This is a genomic window from Metabacillus rhizolycopersici, from assembly GCF_020075705.1.
In genome coordinates this window covers 84921-106319 of the sequence record NZ_JAIQUM010000009.1, presented here as the reverse complement: position 1 = coordinate 106319, position 21399 = coordinate 84921, and the positions used below count along the sequence as shown (strand labels likewise).

17 protein-coding genes are annotated in these 21399 nt (G+C 36.2%); all 17 read right to left on the bottom strand.

What is annotated here, in order from left to right:
* Positions 1–143: 143 nt before the first annotated feature.
* Positions 144–617, bottom strand: coding sequence for a ribosome maturation factor RimP (gene rimP, locus K9V48_RS06525; protein WP_224137903.1), 474 nt, complete (start codon positions 615–617; stop codon positions 144–146).
* Positions 618–1332: 715 nt separating this feature from the next.
* Positions 1333–5646, bottom strand: coding sequence for a PolC-type DNA polymerase III (locus tag K9V48_RS06520; protein WP_224137902.1), 4314 nt, complete (start codon positions 5644–5646; stop codon positions 1333–1335).
* A gap of 284 nt (positions 5647–5930) precedes the next feature.
* Positions 5931–7634 carry a proline--tRNA ligase gene (locus tag K9V48_RS06515; protein ID WP_224137901.1) on the bottom strand — a complete coding sequence of 568 codons (1704 nt, stop codon included), beginning with the start codon at positions 7632–7634 and terminating at the stop codon, positions 5931–5933.
* 284 nt (positions 7635–7918) lie between these two features.
* On the bottom strand, positions 7919–9178 hold the full coding sequence (gene rseP / locus K9V48_RS06510; protein ID WP_224137900.1) for an RIP metalloprotease RseP: 1260 nt from the start codon (positions 9176–9178) through the stop codon (positions 7919–7921).
* Positions 9179–9194: 16 nt separating this feature from the next.
* Positions 9195–10346 (bottom strand): 1-deoxy-D-xylulose-5-phosphate reductoisomerase, encoded by a 1152-nt coding sequence (gene dxr, locus K9V48_RS06505; RefSeq protein WP_224137899.1) that lies wholly within the window; start codon positions 10344–10346, stop codon positions 9195–9197.
* A gap of 357 nt (positions 10347–10703) precedes the next feature.
* Complete coding sequence (locus K9V48_RS06500) at positions 10704–11498, bottom strand: phosphatidate cytidylyltransferase (RefSeq protein WP_224137898.1); 795 nt, start codon at positions 11496–11498, stop codon at positions 10704–10706.
* A 16-nt stretch (positions 11499–11514) separates the two neighbouring features.
* Positions 11515–12294 carry an undecaprenyl pyrophosphate synthase gene (uppS, locus tag K9V48_RS06495; protein ID WP_285872563.1) on the bottom strand — a complete coding sequence of 260 codons (780 nt, stop codon included), beginning with the start codon at positions 12292–12294 and terminating at the stop codon, positions 11515–11517.
* 127 nt (positions 12295–12421) lie between these two features.
* Positions 12422–12943 carry a ribosome recycling factor gene (gene frr, locus K9V48_RS06490; RefSeq protein WP_410429688.1) on the bottom strand — a complete coding sequence of 174 codons (522 nt, stop codon included), beginning with the start codon at positions 12941–12943 and terminating at the stop codon, positions 12422–12424.
* Positions 12944–12981: 38 nt separating this feature from the next.
* On the bottom strand, positions 12982–13704 hold the full coding sequence (gene pyrH / locus K9V48_RS06485; protein ID WP_224137896.1) for a UMP kinase: 723 nt from the start codon (positions 13702–13704) through the stop codon (positions 12982–12984).
* 572 nt (positions 13705–14276) lie between these two features.
* A complete protein-coding gene (tsf, locus tag K9V48_RS06480) occupies positions 14277–15158 on the bottom strand; it encodes a translation elongation factor Ts (protein WP_224137895.1) in 882 nt (293 codons plus the stop codon).
* 179 nt (positions 15159–15337) lie between these two features.
* Positions 15338–16039, bottom strand: a complete 702-nt coding sequence (gene rpsB, locus K9V48_RS06475; protein WP_111614959.1) for a 30S ribosomal protein S2 — start codon at positions 16037–16039, stop codon at positions 15338–15340.
* A 181-nt stretch (positions 16040–16220) separates the two neighbouring features.
* Positions 16221–16745 carry a hypothetical protein gene (locus tag K9V48_RS06470; RefSeq protein WP_224137894.1) on the bottom strand — a complete coding sequence of 175 codons (525 nt, stop codon included), beginning with the start codon at positions 16743–16745 and terminating at the stop codon, positions 16221–16223.
* 63 nt (positions 16746–16808) lie between these two features.
* On the bottom strand, positions 16809–17576 hold the full coding sequence (locus tag K9V48_RS06465; protein WP_224137893.1) for a FliA/WhiG family RNA polymerase sigma factor: 768 nt from the start codon (positions 17574–17576) through the stop codon (positions 16809–16811).
* 40 nt (positions 17577–17616) lie between these two features.
* The gene (locus tag K9V48_RS06460; RefSeq protein ID WP_224137892.1) at positions 17617–18117 is read right to left on the bottom strand and encodes a chemotaxis protein CheD; all 501 of its coding nucleotides are present in this window, start codon (positions 18115–18117) and stop codon (positions 17617–17619) included.
* Entirely contained in the window at positions 18107–18748 is a 642-nt protein-coding gene (locus K9V48_RS06455) for a chemotaxis protein CheC (protein WP_224137891.1), read from the bottom strand. Before K9V48_RS06455 ends, K9V48_RS06460 begins: the two co-directional genes overlap by 11 nt.
* Before the next feature lie 10 nt (positions 18749–18758).
* The gene (locus K9V48_RS06450) at positions 18759–19211 is read right to left on the bottom strand and encodes a chemotaxis protein CheW (RefSeq protein WP_224137890.1); all 453 of its coding nucleotides are present in this window, start codon (positions 19209–19211) and stop codon (positions 18759–18761) included.
* A 30-nt stretch (positions 19212–19241) separates the two neighbouring features.
* The gene (locus tag K9V48_RS06445) at positions 19242–21287 is read right to left on the bottom strand and encodes a chemotaxis protein CheA (RefSeq protein WP_224137889.1); all 2046 of its coding nucleotides are present in this window, start codon (positions 21285–21287) and stop codon (positions 19242–19244) included.
* Positions 21288–21399: the final 112 nt, after the last annotated feature.

The following is a 21399-nucleotide window of genomic DNA, read 5'->3' as shown; positions in this document are numbered from 1 at the left end:
AAACTTTCTGTTTTACCATATCCATCTTCTTCAATTTAAGTATATGAGCTTATTGCATATAAGAAGTAAGTGGAAAAATTATAGCGGGATTTGCATTGGGGAAAACCCCAACAAATCCCTTGGAAAAACTATTCTTTCAAGTATTAGTTGAAAGTGACAGCTAATCGAGCTTTTGCCACTTTATTATAAGGGATTTCCACCTGTTTTTTTCTAGTCTTAATCGTTACTGTAACTGTAACGGTTTGACCGTCAAAATCAGTTAAGACACCTTCAAATAATTTTTCTCCATTGATCGGTTCATAGGTTTTAATATGGACCTGCTTACCTATTGCTTTCTTTAAATCTTCTTCTTTTTTTAATGGTCTTTCCGCACCAGGCGACGAAACCTCTAAGAAGTAGTTATGTTGAATCGGGTCTAGTTCATCAAGCTGTTCGCTTAATCGTTCACTTACAATCCCACATTCCTCAATATCAATGCCTGTCTCAGAATCGATATATAATCGTAGAAACCAATTAGAACCTTCTTTAACATATTCGATATCAACCAATTCTAATTTCATGTCAATTAAAATTGGTGTCACTAATTGTTCCACAATTTCTGTTACTTTTTTGCTCATTCTCTTCCTCCTTGCTAAGAAAAGCGCAAGCGCGTTGCTTAGTCTAAAAACATGACATAAGATGATCATGATTAGAAGTCGTTTTTCCCTTCATTTCATGGGTGACTTATGGCTTCAAAGGGCTAGACGCTTGCGCTAGACGCAAAACTAAGTTGAAAAGCTCATGCATTTTTTAACTCGCTGTTATAGCGAGACTTATCGGGCATTTACGGGCAGTTACCCCACACCTTCGCTATTTTGATTACTCAAGCTTAAAGGTGAGGGTATTACTGCCCGTTAATGCGGGACAAAAGCACAAGCGCCTATATCTGCCTCGGACAATTATGAATCCACTTCATAAAAGGTATATTTCACCTTCTATTTTTCTGTGGTTAGGCACTTGCACTAAACATGTTAAATACGCTATAAATCCACTGTTTTCATATCATTATACAGCCTGTTTCAAGTTTTAGTAGCTGAAAAACCCTGCCTTTTGAGCAGGGAATGGTATGTATATACTATCCGAGTGACGAGGACGATAACAATACGAAAGAGTGGGTTTCCCCACTCTTTTTCTCTGCCTATCGTTAGCATTTCCATTAAAAGCATAACATAACCGTAATTTTTATGCAAACAATCCTTAACTCACACAGGGTCTTCCCCCTCAAAAAACTAAAACTTTTTATTTAAAGTAGACTAATTAGGGACAGTCTCCCATGGTTGAGGCCTAGAGTTTCTAGAATAGTGATAATTGATTTTGATCGGGTAGCTCATCTAAACAGCCATGAGTATTAAGGAACTCAATAATTGTTTTTGAGACTTTTCCTCGTTGTTGGAGATCCTCTTTTGAAAGAAATTCTCCGTCTTCTCGAGCTTTCACAATATTAATTGCTGCGTTGGTTCCAAGTCCTGGAATAGAGTTAAATGGTGGAATTAGCGTATTTCCATCAATGATAAACTCAGAAGCACTTGAACGATACAGATCTACTTTTTGGAAGGCAAATCCTCTTTCACACATTTCTAACGCCAGTTCTAAGACCGTTAATAAATTTTTCTCTTTTGGAGAAGCTTCTAATCCTTTTTGATTGATTTCATCAATTTTTGCTCGAATCGGTGTTGAGCCTTTTACCATAGTATCAATATCAAAATCATCCGCACGAACGGTAAAGTATGCTGCGTAATATAATAATGCATGATGTACTTTAAAATAGGCAATCCGTACTGCCATTAAAACGTAGGCAGCAGCATGAGCCTTCGGGAACATATATTTTATTTTCAAACATGAATCAATATACCAAGCAGGTACCTCTTGCTTTTTCATTTCCTCTTCCATCTCATCTGTTAAACCTTTCCCTTTACGAACAGACTCCATAATTTTAAAGGCAAATGAAGGCTCTAACCCTTGATAGATGAGGTAAACCATTATATCATCACGACAACCAATTACTTCACTTAACGTACAAGTATTATTGTGAATTAACTCTTGAGCATTACCGAGCCATACATCAGTTCCATGCGATAGTCCCGAAATTTGGACAAGTTCAGAGAACGTTGTTGGTTTTGTATCTTCAAGCATCTGACGAACAAATCGTGTACCGAATTCAGGAATCCCTAATGTTCCAGTTTTACACATAATTTGTTGTTCCGTAACTCCTAATGATTCAGTACCGCTAAAAATTTTCATTACTTCTGGGTCATCTGTAGGAATTGTTTTTGGATCAATGCCACTTAAATCTTGAAGCATACGGATAACTGTTGGATCATCATGTCCTAGAATATCAAGTTTTAATAAATTATCGTGGATCGAATGGAAATCAAAATGTGTCGTCCGCCATTCAGACCCAGTTGCATCTGCTGGAAATTGAATCGGTGAAAAATCAAAGATATCCATATAATCTGGGACAACGATAATTCCCCCTGGATGCTGTCCAGTTGTTCGCTTTACCCCTGTACATCCTTGTACGAGCCGATCCACTTCAGCCCCTCGATAAATAAGGTTACGATCGTTTGCATACCCTTTTACATACCCATAGGCTGTCTTTTCTGCTACAGTTCCAATTGTCCCCGCACGATAAACATTATCTTCACCGAAAAGGACCTTTGTATAGTTATGTGCTGTTGGTTGGTATTCACCAGAAAAATTGAGATCGATATCGGGAACTTTATCTCCTTTGAATCCAAGGAACGTTTCGAAAGGAATATCATGACCATCCTTTTGATAGTTTGCACCACAATTAGGACACTCTTTGTTAGGTAAGTCAAAACCTGATCCGACAGAACCATCATTAAAAAATTCAGAGTGCTGACAATCTGGACACACATAATGGGGAGGTAACGGATTAACCTCCGTTATTTCGGTCATCGTTGCAACGAATGATGAACCTACAGACCCACGTGAACCAACTAGATACCCATCATCAAGTGATTTTTTAACAAGTTTATGAGAAATTAAATAAATGACGGCAAACCCATGTCCAATGATGCTCTTTAGTTCTTTTTCTAAACGGGCTTCCACGAGTTCAGGTAGATTGTCTCCATATATACTTCTTGCTTTTGTATAGCTCATTGCTCTAATTTCTTCATCTGCACCATCAATTTTTGGTGTGTACAGATCATCTTTTATCGGCTTGATTTCATCAATCATATCGGCAATTTTATTTGTGTTTTCAACGACAATCTCTTTCGCCTTTTCATTACTAAGAAAAGAAAAGGCGCTAATCATTTCGTCAGTCGTTCTGAAATGAACATTAGGTAATTCATGACGATTTAATGGATTTGCACCGCCCTGAGAGTTTATTAAAATTTTGCGATAAATTTTATCAACAGGATTTAAATAATGAGCATTACCTGTTGCTACGACTGGCTTATCTAATTTTTCTCCAAGGTTTACAATGTTTGTGATGATTTCCTTTAAAGATGTTTCATCCTTAATATAATCTAATTCGATTAGGTGATTGTAAACTTCTGGGGGATGAACCTCTAAATAATCATAGTAAGCAGCAATCTCTTCTACTTCTTCAGGAGATTTTTGCATCATTCCCTCGAAAACCTCACCTTTGTCACAAGCTGATCCTACAATTAGACCTTCTCTAAATTTATTTAGTAACGATCTTGGAACACGTGGAACACGATAAAAATAGTTCATATGTGAAATTGATACAAGTTTAAATAAATTTTTTAAGCCTGTCTCATTCTGAGCAAGGATGATTGCATGATATGGCCGCGAACGGCGGTAAGCATTACCTTTCCCCATATTGTCATTAAACTGATTGTGATTTTCAATGCCCTTTTCAGCTGCATCCTTTAGCATTTTTATGAGCAAATATCCTGTTGCTTCAGCATCGTAAATCGCACGGTGATGTTGAGTTAATTCGATATCAAATCTTTTACAAAGTGTGTTTAGTCGATGATTTTTAAGCTCTGGATATAAAAATCTTCCGAGCTCTAACGTATCAATGACAGGGTTCTTTGCTTTTTCTTCACCAAGAAGTTTTTTATAACCTACGTTTAAAAACCCCATGTCAAAGCTCGCATTATGAGCGACTAAGATGTCATTGCCAATCCAATCCTTAAATTTCCTCAATACCTCATCAACATTTGGTGCATCTTTCACCATATCGTCTGTAATACCTGTTAAATCAATCGTGATTGCCGATAGCGGGTGATGAGGATTAGCAAATGATTCAAATCGGTCAACAATTTCTCCACCGCGAACTTTTACCGCTGCTAATTCGATGATTGTATCGTAGACTGCTGAAAGACCTGTTGTCTCGACATCAAACACGACATATGTTTCATCCGGAAGGAACCGATTATCATCATTGTAAGCAATAGGCACACCATCATTGACTAAATTGATTTCAACCCCATATAAAACTTTTATTCCATTCTTTTTACCTGCGGAATACGCTTCAGGGAACGATTGAGCGATTGCATGATCCGTTAAGGCAATCGCCTTATGCCCCCACTTCTTAGCTTGCTCAATATACTTGCCCACCGAAGTTACAGCATCCATTTGACTCATTGGTGAATGAAGATGGAGTTCAACTCTTTTCTCACCTTCTGGAGCTTGGTCTTGGCGTTCTAGTGGTTTCACTTCATTAATATCATTTGCAATCATAACAAGATCTCTTACAAATGTATCATTTTGAATGCTACCACGAACTCTTAACCACATACCCTTTTTCACAGCTTGTACTAATACTGCATCCTCTTTATCTCGTGCAAACATTTTAACAAGGATGGAGCTAGTATAGTCCGTTATTTTAAAGGTAAGAAGGGTTCTCCCACTTCTCAACTCTTTCGTTTCAGCATCAAAGACATATCCCTGTATCGCTATTCTTCTCTCTTCATCTTCTATCGAGGCTAGCGTCCGTATTTCCTCATCATTTTTAATCGTATAACCGATTGTTAATGGGCCAGTTAATTCAGGTTGACTAGCCTCTTCTTTCTCTGCATTAACCATATCTATTAAAGCTTTTAACCCTTTTTCTTTATCTTCCTGCAGCTTTTGATCTTGGAATTTCTGAATTTCCTCTTCTGTCACTGCAACAGTTGTCTCTATTTGAAATGCAGGAAAACCAAACTGTTGAAAGCTATCTTGAATAAGTGGTGCATATTTTCGTTTAATCGTCATCGATTCGGTATCATTTTTCGTTTTAACAATGACCTTTACTCCTTGAACAGATGGCTTTTGCTCATTTAAAAGGGCAAGCATTGGTGGTGAAATCCCATCCATTTGCTGAATACAGAGCGACCAATAATCCTGTACATTTTTTTCATCAAAAAACGGATCTTTCGTTTCAATTGAAAATGTCACATCCGCTATATGAGAAAACGACTTTACAAGTCTAGTTTGAAACAATTGAAACACATCAAAAGGCAGAATTTTTTCAAATTGAAAATGGAAATGCCATTTTTTTATTTTTTTATGAACGACCAACCTGGCAATTGAACCATTTTTAAAATGAACGACCGCTGCATCTTCAGTCAAATTTATTTGTTGAAGCAGGAGATGAAATCGCTCGATTTGGTTGATTTGCATATCCATTCTTACATCCCCTCTCTTTCTTATTCTCCATCCATTTGTTAGACAAATTGGACTTATTTCGCGGGATTCGCCTTTATTCAAAATTTATTTTATCCCATTCTTGTTAGGCAGTAAAATTCCTACCTCATATTTAGGTAAGTTTCACTTTATCACAAGTGAAGAGGCTGCCTCATTGAAAAACAATAGCATTTATATACTCTTTCGTATATAAATGCTATGTCCACTACATTCGAGTCAGCCTCTTTTAGAATCAATTTTTTGTTTTATTCTTTATTATAAATCGTTTAGTTCCCAAGTAATTGTTTTAGTAGACCTTGAAGTTCACTAAGTGCTACTTCAAAAGATTCACCTGTTTTACGAACTTTTACTTCAACAATACCTTCTTCAGCTTTTTTCCCAATCGTTACACGTACAGGTAAGCCGATTAGATCAGCATCTGCAAATTTAACACCAACACGCTCAGGACGATCATCAAGTAAAACTTCATATCCTTGCTCGATAAATTCAGCATAAAGTTTTTCTGATAAATCCTTTTGTGAATCATTTTTCATATTTACTGGAATCAGATGAATTTGGAATGGGGCAATTGAATTAGGCCAAACAATTCCATTTTCATCATGATGTTGTTCGATGATCGCTGCAAGAGTTCTTGATACCCCAATACCGTAGCAACCCATTATCATTGGTTGTGTACGACCATTTTCATCTAAAAACGTTGCATTCATTGCTTCACTATATTTAGTACCGAGCTTAAATACGTGACCGACTTCAATCCCTTTGGCAAATTTAATTGTCCCTTCACCATCTGGAGATACGTCACCCTCTTGAATAAAGCGAAGATCCGCATATTGTGAAACCTTAGTATCACGATCAATGTTGACACCTTGGAAATGGAATTGCTCTTCGTTTGCTCCACATACTCCATTTACTACCGAAGCAATCGCATGGTCAGCCACAACTTCTACATTCTCAGATACATTAATCGGACCAACAAATCCTGGAACACAATTTAGAGCTTCTTTTGTTTCATCCGCTGTTGCCAAATCTACATTTGTCGCGTCATATAAATTCTTCAATTTGATATCATTAACTTCATGGTCACCACGAACGAGAACGAGAACGAAACGATCATCAACCTTAAATAATACAGATTTAATGCAAGCTTCTTTTGTTACATTTAAAAACGACGATATTTCTTCAATCGTTCTTTGATCTGGTGTTTCGGTTTTTTCAAGCGGCTTTAGCTCATCTGTCTTCTTTTCATATACAGCATTGACCGGTGCCATCTCAATATTCGCAGCGAATTGTGAAGTATCTGAATAAGCAATTGTATCCTCACCAATCTCAGATAATACGATGAATTCATGCGTATCTGTACCACCGATTGCACCTGAATCCGCTATAACCGCTCGAAAATCTAAACCGCAACGTGAAAAAATATTTTGATAAGCTGTAAACATTTTATTATACGCTTCATCCAAACTCTCTTTTGTAGCATGGAATGAATAAGCATCTTTCATAATAAATTCGCGTCCACGCAAAACGCCAAAACGAGGACGTTTTTCATCACGGAATTTTGTCTGAATTTGATATAGTGAAAGTGGCAAACGCTTATATGATTTAATTTCATCGCGAACTAAGCTAGTAATTACTTCTTCATGTGTTGCCCCTAAAGCAAACTCTCGATTATGACGATCTTTTACTCTCATAAGCTCAGGACCATATGAATACCAACGTCCTGACTCTTGCCAAAGTTCAGCTTGTTGCAGAGCAGGCATTAATAATTCAGATGCTCCGGCAGTATTCATTTCTTCACGGACAATTTGTTCAATTTTCTTTAGCACAATGTTAGCTAAAGGTAAATAACTATATACACCACTTGCGTTTTGTCTTGTAAACCCAGCTCGTAGCATAAGCTGATGGCTTTTCACCTCAGCGTCAGATGGAACTTCTCTAAGAGTAGGAATAAACGTCATACTTTGTTTCATTACGAGCACCTCTATCTAATTTCAAATATACATTCTATTTTAATGAAAAACTTGCTAAAAAGTAAGAAAAAGTTTTAAATTTTCTCGTCGTTTAGAAAACGATAAAATTCTTGTACTGTTGATAAGCGCACGACATTCAGCATAAGCGTAAGCCCCTCTTGAAATGAAGGTAAAAAACACCTTCATTTCAAGAGCATCTTATTTACCTAAGGCTGACCAAGGCGCTTACACTGATATTCTTCTAACCTATCCCACTTAATTCTAAAAAAGGCGCATACGTTTTCTTATAAAAATAAACGTTGAATGTCATTCCAAGTAACGACTAACATCAATAGCATTAATAATGAGAATCCGATAAAGTGAACAATACCTTCTTTTTGGCGATCAATCGGCTTCCCTCTCAATGCTTCAATAAATAAGAATAATAATCGACCACCGTCTAAAGCAGGGAGTGGTAATAGGTTTACAATTCCTAAATTAATACTTAAAAGGGCAGCCCATCTTAGTAAATTAAGTGTACCTGATTGAGCAACCTGATCCGTCATATCGTAGATACCAACCGGCCCGGAAAGCATTTCAATGGAGAATTGACCTGTAATTAACTTACCAAAACCAATTAATATTTCTTTTGCCCATGTATAAGTTTCAACAAATCCATATTTGAAAGAGCTAACAAATGATTTGTCTACTGGATTATAAGCACCAATTTGTCCAATTGTTTCCTCACCTAATTTGGCTGATTTTGGTACAACCTCATACGAAAGAATTTGTCCCGCTCTCTCTACTTCAAATGTTAATTCTTTTTCAGGATTTTCGCGAATAATCTCGACTACTTCCCCCCAAGAGGATGTAGATTGTCCTTCAATTGTCTGAATGACATCATTTTCTTGCAATCCAGCTTCCTTTGCAGCTCCATCAGCTGTGAGCTGTCCTAATCTTGGGTCATCCACAGGAGCACCTTGAATAAACCCTAATACAACTAAAATGACAAATGCAAGGATAAAATTCATCAATGGTCCAGCCGCAATCGCTGCTATTCTCTGTCCTACTTTTTTCGATTGAAATTGACGGTTGTATGGAGCTAGTTGTATTTCTTGACCGTCGACAACAAAATAAGATGTTTCACTTACATCAAAACGCTTGATGAAATCTTCTTCACCATGCTCATAACCAGAAATAAACATATTATGTTCTAAATCGACGTTTTCCACTTCAACAATTCGTGCATTTGGGTACTTCTCTTTATTATTTAAGATAATCTTTTCAACTTTACCTTCTTTATTAAAAAGTAACCCTACGTTATGACCGGGTTTCACCTCAATTACTTCAGGATCCTCACCGGCCATCTTCACAAATCCACCTATTGGTAACAGGCGAATCGTATAAACCGTTTCATTCCTTTTAAAAGACAAGATTTTCGGTCCAAAACCAATTGCGAATTCCCGGCATAGTATTCCCGCTCGATTAGCAAGAACTAAATGGCCTAGCTCGTGAAAAAATACAAGGGCACCGAAAATGAGAACAAACGCTATCACTGTATTCATTTTGTATGACCACCTTTTAAGAGATTAATGTTTGGACAAACTTGCGTGTTCGTTGATCAACTTCTTGGATTTGCTCTAAACCTGGCTGTGCAATGCACACATGTTTATCCATGGCCCTTTCAATAAATTCTTCGATTTGAAGAAATTTTATTGAACCTTTTAAGAATGCAGCTACAGCTTCTTCATTAGCAGCATTTAAGACAGTTGGCATTGTTCCACCAATTTTACCTGAATCAAATGCAAATTGTAAGCATCTAAATCTGTTAAAATCTGCTTTTTCAAAATGTAGTTTTCCAACTTCCCAGAGCTCAAGCCCTTTAACTTCTGGTAATGATAATCTCTCAGGGTATGTTAGGGCATATTGAATCGGTACTCTCATGTCTGGCGATCCTAGTTGGGCAATGATGCTCCGATCATGAAACTCAACTAAAGAGTGGATAATACTTTCTTTATGTAATAATACATCAATCTTTTCATATGGCATGTTAAATAACCAGTGTGCTTCAATAACTTCTAATCCTTTATTCATCATCGTAGCTGAATCAATTGTTATTTTTGCGCCCATTGACCAATTTGGATGATTCAATGCTTGTTCAACTGTAACATCTACTAGTTCTTCTCGCTTTTTATCACGAAAGCTTCCTCCAGATGCTGTAACGATAAGACGTTCAATGGATTTTACATTTTCACCTTGTAAACATTGAAAGATTGCCGAGTGCTCACTATCTACTGGTAAAATATCAACATTGTATTTTTTCGCATGCTCTGTCACTAAATGCCCAGCGGTAACAAGTGTTTCCTTATTAGCAAGCGCAATCGTTATTTTATTTTCAATTGCTTTTAACGTAGGGATTAATCCGACGCTTCCAACAACAGCGTTGACTAAAATTTCGACTCCATCAAATACTGCTGCTTCTATGAGGGCCTCTTGTCCATAGCCGATTTTCACCGATTCTCCCGATAGCTCTTGTTTCAGATGGTCATATGTTTCTTTATCCTTTACTGCTACAAATTGTGGCTTGAATTTTTTAATAATTTCGCTACCGGATTTATAATTGCTTCCGAATGACATTGCTACTAGCTTAAATTCTTCTGGGTGGGCTGCAATTACATCTAAGGTTTGAATTCCAATGGAACCTGTTGCACCTAATAAACTGATTTTCTTCATAATGTCACGTCCAATCAAAAAAAGAAATACGCAAGCGTCTAAAAAAACTGATAAAAAAGCTAGACTTCAATTAGTGGAGGCTTTATCCCTCACTGATTGTTAGTGAGAGTTATCTTAGCTGTTTCCCCCACCTTCACTTCCTCGATTCAGTAAAATCTATTTTAGGTGGGGATATTACAGCTAGTTTAAGCGGGATAAAGCGCTCGAGAAAGGAAGATGTTACTAACCTTTTGTTTTTAGTTGCTAAATTGTAGACACAAGTACAAACGCGTAGTTAAGCACTACTACTGCTTTTGCACTTCATGAGTTTAACTCTAGAATCAAAACTAAATACAATAGATACATTCCGTCTATCCTTTAAAAAAGTATATTCATCAAGAAATGTAAGATAGGTAATACAAATAACAGACTATCAAATCGATCTAAAATCCCACCATGTCCAGGTAGTATCGTACCCGAATCCTTTACTTGGTAATGACGTTTTAATGCCGATTCTACAAGATCACCAATTTGTCCAAAAACAGATAGGAAAATTGTCATGACCGTCACAATCAAATAGTTATCAAGAACACCTGTGAAATAATGATAGATCCAAGAGAATAATACCGCAAATACTACGCCACCAATGGCACCCTCTATTGTTTTATTTGGACTTATCTCTGGCCAAAGCTTATTCTTACCCATTGCGCGACCTACAAAATAAGCACCTGAATCAGTTACCCATATTAATAGTAACGCATAAAACACAAGCTCTAGACCAACATTTCTCGTTTCAATTAGAAAATAAAAGCCAATTCCTAAATAAAAGATTGCGATGACAACAAATCCGACATCATCAAACGTAAATTTATTTTTCGTTACAACTGTATATGTCAATAACAACAGTAAAGCCAATAATGCAAATTCAGCCTTTGAAAAATTAACCTCGTCTAATATTGTTATGTACGAAGTTGGAATTAATAGAACCCATAAAATCACTAAACTCACTAAACCTGGAATACTTGCTAATGATATTTTTTTCATTTTTAATAATTCATGCAATGCAATCGAGGCTAGTAAATAAACAAATATTGTAAACGGTAATTTCCCGTAAATGACAAATGGTAGAAATAGAGCTGCAGCTATAACTGCAGTTAAAATTCGTTGTTTCATTGTATCTCATCACCTTTTATACGCCACCAAATCTGCGTCCTCTTTGTTGATATGTATAAATTGCTTGTAAAAAGTTTTGTTCATCAAAATCTGGCCACAGCACATCAGTAAACCAAAATTCTGTATAAGCAAGCTGCCACAACATAAAATTACTAAGTCTAATTTCACCACTTGTACGTATTAATAGATCAGGATCATTCAAAGACTGCGTCATTAAATAGTCGGCAAAAAGGGATTCATCAATTGATGTACTATCAATTTGGCCACTTTTTACATCTTGAGCAATTTTTTGTACCGCAGAAATGATTTCTGCACGGCTACCGTAGTTAATGGCAAAATTGAGAATTAACCCTTTATTGTCCTTTGTGTCTAACATAGCTTTTTCAACCGCTCTTTGCGTATGAGTTGGAAGTCTGCCCATATCACCGATAATCCGAACTCGTACATTCTCATCAATTAACTCCGGTAAATATGTATTTAAAAATTCCTCAGGCAGTCTCATTATATAATCAACCTCTGTTTTAGGTCTTTTCCAATTTTCTGTTGAGAAAGCATAAAGTGTTAGAACTTTAACACCGAGTTGACTTGCTTGTTTTGTAATTTTCCGGACAACCTTCATTCCTTCATGATGTCCAGCTATTCGCGGAAGTGCCCGTTTTTTTGCCCATCGGCCATTGCCGTCCATAATGATCGCAATGTGATCTGGTATTTCTCCATTTACTATATCCTCATTGACAAGTGTTTGTTCATTGGAAGGTTGAGGACTTCCTTTCCACATCTTTAATAAGTTGAGCATGTGATTCCTCCATCACCCAATAATTCATGACCTTTTTATATCATGATGATATGTTAATAGTATTAACAAAAAAACCCCCTGTAAACATTAGAGGGTCTTTCACATATCAATTGTACATATGCTTTAATTAAACATCCATAATTTCTTTTTCTTTATCTTTTGCCACATTATCCACTTTTACAATAAATTCATCCGTCAATTTTTGGACATTCTCATTGTTGTTTCTTAGCTCATCCTCTGTGATTTCACCATTTTTTTCAAGCTTTTTCAACTCATCGTTAGCATCACGTCTAACGTTGCGGACAGCTATTTTTGCTTCTTCCGCATATTTTTTAACCAATTTGACAAGTTCTTTACGTCTTTCTTCTGTAAGAGCAGGAATTGATAAACGAATCAGTGAACCATCATTTGATGGAGTTAATCCTAGGTCTGACTTCAAAATAGCCTTTTCGATGTCTGCTAGTACAGTCTTATCATAAGGTTGAATAACAAGAAGACGAGCTTCTGGAACACTAATTGATGCAAGTTGATTAACAGGTGTTGGTGCACCATAGTATTCAACAGAGATTTTATCTAATAAATTTGCGCTAGCTCTACCTGCTCTTACTGAAGCAAGTTCACGACTTAGTGATGATACTGCTTTTTCCATTTTATCTTTTGTGTTTGCTAATATTTGTTTAGCCAAGGTTATTTCCCCCTAACGATTGTTCCAATATTTTCGCCAGTTACGGCACGTTTAATGTTTCCTTCTTCCATTATAGAGAAGACAATTAATGGGATATCATTATCCATACATAAAGAAGAGGCAGTTGAATCCATAACAGCAAGACCTTCTTTTATTACGTCTAAATAGGATAGTGAATCATATTTTACAGCACTGTCATCAATTCTAGGATCTGCGTTGTATACACCATCCACATTGTTTTTCGCCATTAAAATGACATCCGCTTCAATTTCTGCAGCACGTAAAGCAGCTGTCGTGTCTGTAGAGAAATATGGGTTACCTGTTCCAGCTGCGAATATCACAACACGTTTTTTCTCTAGATGACGAATAGCCTTTCTTCTTATGTAAGGCTCCGCAACTTGTCTCATTTCAATAGAAGTTTGAACACGTGTTTGAATACCTTGAGTTTCAAGACTGTCTTGTAATGCTAAAGAGTTCATGACAGTTGCAAGCATGCCCATGTAGTCAGCAGTCGCACGGTCCATCCCCATTTCACTACCGATTTTACCACGCCAAATATTTCCACCGCCAACAACCACAGCAACTTCAACATCTAGCTCTGCAATTTCCTTCACTTGTTTCGCGATTGATTGGATTACAGATGGATTAATACCAAATCCATTATCACCTGCAAGTGCTTCACCACTTAATTTTAGAACAATACGTTTATATTTAGGATTACTCATGTTTACCTCCATCATTGTTGCTTGTTAGAAAAGCAGAAGCGCCTAAAGGAATATACCAGTCATAACTAGACGCTGGAGCTAGCTTCCAAATTTAAGTTCAAAATTTTTTTCTAAGAAACGAGTAACTACCATACTTAGAGTAGGTTAATGCGAGACTCCAGGCAGTGAATTTTCTATTTCCCCCATTAATGTGAGATAAATAAGAGCCTCAATAATCAAAGGTGTACTTTACCTTCAATTATTGAGTTGCTTATAATCTCCCGAAAGTTAAAAAATTCGACGTTTATTCGTGTCTTCAATTTTTTAAGTACAGCTTTTTGTTACACTCATTTATATTTTCTTTTTTGCAAATCTACCCTGTAGCCACTATACAAGGTGTTCACGAAAAGATGATATATTTAGCAATATTTCATACCTTAATATAGATCATCTACAAACAATCAGTAAGGAAAACAAACCATTTATTTCGAAAAGAAGGGAACACAGCCTGTGTTCCCTTTTTGCATTTTTTGAAATGTATAATCATTCGTTCTAACATGTAAGGTGACTAAAGCTAGTGTTCGAAAACAGGATTATTTTTTAACTTGGTTCATTACTTCTTCAGCAAAGTTGTCTTGGCGTTTTTCGATTCCTTCGCCAACTTCGTAACGGATAAATGTGTTAACTGTACCGCCATGAGACTCAACAAATTGTTTTACTTTTTGATCTGGATTTTTAACGAAGCTTTGATCTAATAAACAAATATCTTCAAAGTATTTGCTTAAACGACCTTCAACCATTTTCGCAACGATATTTTCTGGTTTACCTTCGTTAAGTGCTTGCTCAGTCAATATTTTACGCTCATGCTCAGCTTCTTCTGCAGAAACTTGATCACGTGATACATATTTAGGATTAACTGCAGCGATATGCATTGCAACATCTTTAGCAGCAACTTCATTAGTAGTACCTTCTAATAATGTTAGAACGCCGATACGTCCTCCCATATGTAAATATGCACCAAAAGCATCGTTATCTGTTTTTGTAACAACTGTAAAACGGCGAAGTGTAATTTTCTCACCAATTTTCGCAATTGCAGAGTTAATGTAATCTTCTACAGTTGAACCGTTATCCATTGTTTCTGCTAATGCAGCATCTAAATCAGCAGGCTTTTTAGCTAATAAGAAATCAGCTAAACCATTAATTAACTCAATGAAACCTTCGTTTTTCGCAACGAAATCTGTTTCAGAGTTAACTTCTAAAATAACAGCTTCATTACCTTCTACTTTTACTAAAGTAGAACCTTCAGCTGCAATACGGTCAGCTTTTTTAGCTGCTTTTGCAATTCCTTTTTCACGAAGGTAGTCAATCGCTTGATCCATATCTCCGTTTGTTTCAGTTAACGCCTTTTTACAATCCATCATTCCAGCGCCAGTTTTTTCACGTAGTTCTTTTACCATTTGTGCAGTTACTGCCATAATAGTATTCCTCCTTAAGGTTCATTGTCATTTATTATTTGTTTAATAAAATAAAGTCTCTTCTTTTAGCGACAGCGACATTTGCGATACTGACTCAAAGCAAAGTGCAGTGTAAGTTTTATGTAACTTGCTTAAAAAAAGGTGATAAAAGGCCAATTCCTCTTATCACCCTTTGCAAATTAAGCAGGTGTTGTTTCTTCACCTTGTTTAGATTCTAAAATTGCATCTGCAATCTTTGCAGTAAGAAGCTTAACAGCGCGAATTGCATCATCGTTTGCAGGGATTACGTAATCAATTTCATCTGGATCACAGTTTGTATCAACGATACCAACGATCGGAATGTTTAATTTACGAGCTTCTGCTACAGCGATACGCTCTTTACGAGGATCGATAATAAATAATGCATCCGGTAATTGCTTCATGTCTTTAATTCCACCTAGGAATTTTTCAAGACGCTCAAGCTCTTTATTAAGTTGAACAACTTCTTTTTTAGGAAGCACTTCAAAAGTACCATCTTCCTGCATTCTTTGAATATCTTTTAAACGTTTAATACGTTTTTGGATTGTTTCAAAGTTCGTTAACGTACCACCTAACCAACGTTGGTTAATATAGTACATGCCTGAACGTTCTGCTTCTTCTTTAACAGAGTCCTGTGCTTGTTTTTTCGTACCAACGAAAAGGATTGTACCGCCTTCAGCTCCAAGTTCTCTAACGAATTTGTAAGCTTCTTCAACCTTTTTAACAGTTTTTTGAAGGTCGATAATGTAGATACCGTTACGCTCAGTGAAGATGTAACGTTTCATTTTTGGGTTCCAACGGCGTGTTTGGTGGCCGAAGTGAACACCAGCTTCTAGCAATTGCTTCATAGAAATTACTGACATGTGTTTGTTCCTCCTAATGGTTTTGTTCTCCTCCGCTTATATCATCTTTAGGCATAACTGTAAAAACAGCACCAATGCTTAAATCTATAAGCGTGTGTATTAACACCAAAAATTAATATACCATAACCTAACTTGACAATCAAGGTTAAAGTGCAACTTATTACAGGACAAAGTAGGGTATCTATTTTTGACGAAATTTTAGCAGAAGCTCGATTTCAATCTTCCCTTTATTTAATTTTTTAGCAATCTGTTCCACAGTATGGCCATTTTTAAAAAGATTTATAGCCTCTAATTCAAAGGGAATCATTTTTTCTTGTGGTGCATTCGTTATTTCGATAATGTCTTCTACCAAATTGGCTGCAGCTAAATAATCAGGTAAGTCTTCTTGACGTTCTACAATTAAGTCATTCCTTCTACTTTCTTTAGATGGAATCTCATTTTGTTGAAGGTCTTTCTTTTCCAACATCACTGACTTATTTCTTTGTTGTGGATGTTCAGAGCTAGAATTTAAGTGTTGAAGCAGTCTTTCGTTCTCATCCTTCATTTCAATTAAAAAACTAGTCATTGCCTGTTCCGTTTCCTCAATCATCTTTTTTTGCGTGTCTGAAAGTTCTTTAATCGTTGAATATTTCATATATAAAACGGCGATAAAATAAAAAGCTACTACATGAAGTAGTAAACTTATCGAAAGTAATATTGCTGTCATAGAGATCCTCTCTTAACCATGCTCCTAAGTAAGCCAAATTTCAACTCCAGATTCTATAGATCGTTAATGAATCAAATTTTCTAGTATTTTTCTTAATTTAAATAAAGCTTTTGAATGGATTTGCGAAATTCTGGATGTGGATAAATTCATAACTTGTCCGATCTCAGTTAACGTTAATTCTTCTTTGTAAAAAAAACTAATAACAAGCTGTTCTTTTTCACTTAATTGTGTTATGACTTCTGATAGTTGTGCAATTAGTTCATCCTTCAGGACTTTATCCTCTGGAGTATGTTGATGATCATCCTTAATGGTAAATCCAATGCTTTCTCCATCATCTTGATCAAAAAGCTGATCATCAATAGATAGAATATGTGCAAAAAAGCCTTCGTTCATTACATGAACAACTTCCCCTTCTGAAAGTCCTAATTCATTAGCAATTTCTTTAGGAGAAACATTTCTCAAATATTTTTGCTCTAACTTCTCAATTGTTGCTTCAACCCGTTTCGCCTTTTCTCTTGAGCTACGTGGTAGCCAATCCTCTTTTCGTAACCCATCAATAATGGCTCCCCTTACCCGAAATGACGCATACGTATCAAATTTCAAATCACGAGTTGGATCGAATTTTTCCAAAGCATCATACAACCCGAATATACCTAAACTCATTAAATCATCTTTATTAACGGTTTTAGGAAGCCCAATCGAAATCCGTTGAACATAATAAGAAACGAGCGGCATATACTTTTTGATAAGGACATCACCAGCATGTGGGTCACGTACATCCTTCCATTTTCGCCATATCACTTGTTCATCAGTCAATGTTAATTGTGTCATTATTCTCCCTCACCCAGAGTTGTTTATTTACCAATTCGCATCAAATTACTTTTGTACCTTGATTCACCGTTCGTATCATTAATTCACATGTTTTCGGATCAAATTCAATTGTTCTCCCTTTGTTTCCGCCCACTTCTTCACTTATTAGAGGAATGTTTTTCAAAATCAGCTGTTGCTTTATTGCTTCTACATTTCTTGGACCTATTCTTATCGTATCGCTTGCCGATTGAAATTGGAACATCTGTGCACCACCTGCCATTTTCGCTTGTAATGAGCTAATTCTAGCACCTGCTTCCGCTAATTTAGTCATTAGTTTTGGTATCGCGGTATCTGCATATTTCGCATGGTTCAAAGAATCTTTATTCGCAAGCGAGGAATCTGGTAGCATAATATGGGCTAATCCAGCTATACTATTTACTTTATCGAATAAAACCACACCTACACATGAACCTAATCCCATGGTTCGAATAAGCTTTGGTGACTTAACTACATTTAAATCAGCAATACCGACCTTTATGATTTCTGAGGGTTCACGTTTCATCTGTAACACCTAACGCCTCGAAAAGCTTTTTAAATGATTCTGGGTCAGGTAATAAGAAAAAGTGCCCTTTTACTGTATCTACTTCAAAATGATCCTCTTCCTTAATCACCGTGTCGATGATAATCGCATAGTCACTAACATGAGAGAGCTCGATTAATCCGTGACTAATCACCGCACCAAACATATCGATTGATAAAGAAGGTACAGAAGGATAAAGATTTGTTCCTGTTAAGTCTGACAAAGATGAAAGGTAAGAACCAGTTAATATGTTTCCAAGTTCCTGAAAAGCAGATAAACCAAGCTCGTGTTCAGTTGAATTAATAAGTGAAAAATGATCATCGGCTATTAATTGTTTTATGAAACGTTCCGCTTGCTCAATACTAAGGACAAAAAATAGCGATCCAGAAACATCTCCTTTAATCCTTAAGTAAACACTCGCAATGACAACTTCCGAACCACCGAGCCACTCCATAAGTTCATTAAATGAAACAATCTCGACATTTGGGACCGTCATATTGATTTTTTTATTTATAAGCATGGATAGAGCAGTAGCAGAATGACCCGCCCCGATATTTCCGACCTCTTTCAAAATATCTATATGCTTATTCGTAATACTATTTATATAATCCATTTGTTTGGCCCTATATATTTACAAAAGATTGTCCTATTTCAACCTTTAAAACTTCTTCTAAATCAATCATTACGATTAATCTTTTCTCCACCTTTGCTACACCTTTAATATATTCAGCTTGAACAGATCCTACTACATCTGGTGCTGGCTCAATGGTGTCTTCACCAAGATCAATGACATCATTTGCTGCATCTACAATAAAACCAACATCCATATCCTCATTAGAAACAATGATTATCCTCGTACTTTCATTAACACTAAGCTCTGCAAGACCAAGGCGGATACGCAAGTCAATGATTGGAGTTATTACCCCTCTTAAATTAATGACACCTTTAATAAAGGGTGCTGTTCTTGGTACTCGAGTAATGTGTTGTACCCTTTCAATCGAACGAACTTGTTGAACTGGAATTCCATATTCCTCATTCTCTAATTGAAACACAATGACTTTCATATCTTCAGACATAGATTCACTAGACTCCTTTCCAACAATCCACTATTTTATTAATGAATTACAATCAATAATTAAGGCTACTTGCCCATCTCCTAAAATTGTTGCTCCGGAAATTGCAAATACATTATTTAAATAATTTCCAAGTGATTTTAAAACAATTTCCTGTTGACCAATAAATGAATCAACTACTAAAGCAGCCATTTTATCTCCTTTTCTTACAATTAATAAGGATATAAAATCATCATTAACATGTTCCACAGGCACATCAAAGATCTCAGTCAAAAAGACCAATGGAACAATTTTCCCGCGGAAATCAATGACCTTTTGATTATGTGCTTGAAGAATTTCCTCTTTTTTTATAACTGCCGTTTCAATTATCGAGGATAACGGGATTGCGTATTTTTCATTTTGTAATTCAATCAACATGACAGAAATAATAGATAAGGTTAATGGGAGTTGAATCGAGAATAGTGATCCCTTCCCTTCCTCTGAATCTATCGTTACTAAACCGCCAAGAGATTCTATTTTACTCTTAACAACATCTAGGCCAACTCCACGTCCTGAAACATCAGAAATTTGATCAGCAGTAGAAAATCCTGATGAGAAAATTAGCTCGTAAATTTGTTGGTCAGTTAATGTTGGTGCTTGTTGTTCCGTAACGACACCTCTGTCAAGAGCCTTTTTAAGAACACGGTCACGATTTATTCCTGCACCATCATCTTCAATCTCTATAAACATATGATTTCCACTATGATACGCTTTTAGGAAAACATTACCTTCCTCCCGTTTACCATTTTTCATACGATCCTCTGGCATCTCTATACCATGATCGATTGCATTTCGTAAAAGGTGAACGAGCGGATCACCGATTTCATCAATAACTGTCCGATCTAATTCCGTTTCAGCACCGATAATTTCAAGATTGATCCTTTTATTTAAATCCTTTGCAAGCTGACGAATCATTCGAGGGAAACGATTAAATACTGTTTCTACCGGAACCATGCGCATGTTTAAAATAATTGACTGAAGATCACCTGAAATTCTTGACATTCTTTCAACTGTTTCGTCAAGTTCATTATTGTTTAATTCTTTAGAAATCTGCTCTAAGCGACCACGATCAATAACGAGCTCTTCAAACAAATTCATTAAGATGTCTAAGCGTTCAATATTTACTCGAATTGTTTTTGCATTTTTAGCGGAACCTTGTTTTGCAGCAGTTTTCTCTGTACTTTCTTGTTCTGAATCTTGTTTAGTATCTTTTTGCTCTATACCATTCTGCATAATAGATTGCGAGTTTGATTGAGTATTTACGCTATTTATAGGGTCTAATAAATGAACCTTTACTTCTTCAATTTCAGATACTTTCATTATTTTACTGTGAATATCAGCACTTGACTCTTTTGAAACAATTGCTACAGTAAATTGTGAATCGAATTTTTCATCTTCTAGTTGATCTACCGAAGGAACAGCTTTTATGATTTCACCGATTTTTTCTAAAATTTCGAATACCATAAACACTCTTGCTGCCTTTAATAAGCAATCCTCACGAAGTGTTATAACCAATTCATAAGCAAAAAATCCTTGTTCCTTTGATTGTTGAATAACTGCATTTTCAAAGTCATCATATTCTTGGTTGATGTGATTTAGAGAATAATTTTCAGAAAGTTGATTTGTATCCTCGCTCTTCATTTCTTTTTGATTAACACCCTGACCACTTTCTAACTTTTTTAGCATTTCAACAACAACCGTTACATCCTTTTTCCCATCTCCGCCCTCAGCAATTGAAAAGACCATTTCTTCAAGATTATCAACGGAAGCAAAAACGATATCTAAAAAAGTAGGCGTTACTGAAAGCTTTTCATTTCTGATTGCATCTAGAACATTTTCCATTTGATGGGTCAAATTAGCCAAATCTTCGTAGCCCATAGTGGCACTCATCCCTTTAAGAGTATGAGCAGAACGGAAAATATCATTTACAATTGATAAATCATTTGGATTTTTCTCTAATACTAGTAATTTCTCATTACATGCTTGTAAATGTTCCTTGCTCTCTTCAATAAACACTTCTAAATATTGATTCATATCCATACGGTAACACCTCTTAGTTTCGTATAAAGCACAACGTCTATCAATAGGGGTTATTTCCACCAATGATTAGTTGAGCTTATCGGACTTTTACTGGCAGTTCCCCCTTACTCGA